This is a genomic window from Mesorhizobium sp. P5_C1, assembly GCF_054049815.1.
On sequence record NZ_JBFULQ010001215.1, the window covers coordinates 1 to 794 of the forward strand.

Annotated in this window: 1 protein-coding gene; it reads left to right on the top strand. The window is 54.2% G+C overall.

Annotated elements, in window-relative coordinates; translation table 11 throughout:
• On the top strand, positions 1 to 555 hold a 555-nt coding region (locus ACXJ7R_RS34950; protein WP_457155777.1), incomplete at its 5' end, for a sulfotransferase family protein.
• Positions 556 to 794: the final 239 nt, after the last annotated feature.

Consider the following 794-nt stretch of genomic DNA (forward strand, 5'->3'; position numbering starts at 1 on the left):
ACAAAAGACCTATCCAGAACGTTGGCCGAAGAGCATCTGACCTATCTGAGAGAGCGGGCACCTTCCGCGCTTCGGATCGTGGATAAGATGCCTCATAATTTCGAACTGATCGGTCTTATCGCCGTTCTCTTTCCCAACGCGCGCATCATTCATTGCCGTCGTGACGCCATCGACAATTGCGTCTCTTGTTTTGTCCAGAGATTCGGCGAGGGGCACAGTTACAACGCCGACCTGAAGGCACTCGGCCTGTACTATCGCGAATATGACCGCCTCATGCGGCATTGGAATGAGGTTTTCCCGGGCCTGATCTTCGAGAATCAGTACGAAACGTTGGTCGAGGATCAGGAAGCACAGTCACGTCGGCTTATAGATTATCTTGGGTTGCCTTGGGACGACGCCTGCCTGCGCTTTTTCGACAGGGATGGTTCGGTCAACACGCCAAGCCGCTGGCAGGTCCGTCAACCGATTTACAGGTCGTCCGTCAAACGCTGGAAGAATTATGAAAATGAAATTCAGCCGCTGATTGATGCATTGGGCGACCTGGCGGACAAATAGTCCCAATTCCGAAACTTGCGAACGAGCTTTGTGGGTACTGAAGCGCGCGATGCGGCTGAGACCTGCGCTATCGAGGCCGAACCAAAGTTAAGACCGCGAACTGCAGCACCGCATGCAATGGTCGCGCAAAGTCCTGAAAAAACCCGGCGGTTGCCCGCCGGGTTTTCGATTTCGACAAGCCGAAACCTTGTTAGAACGAGCGCTGGAAGCGGAGGATACCGCCGACGCTGTTCTTCTTG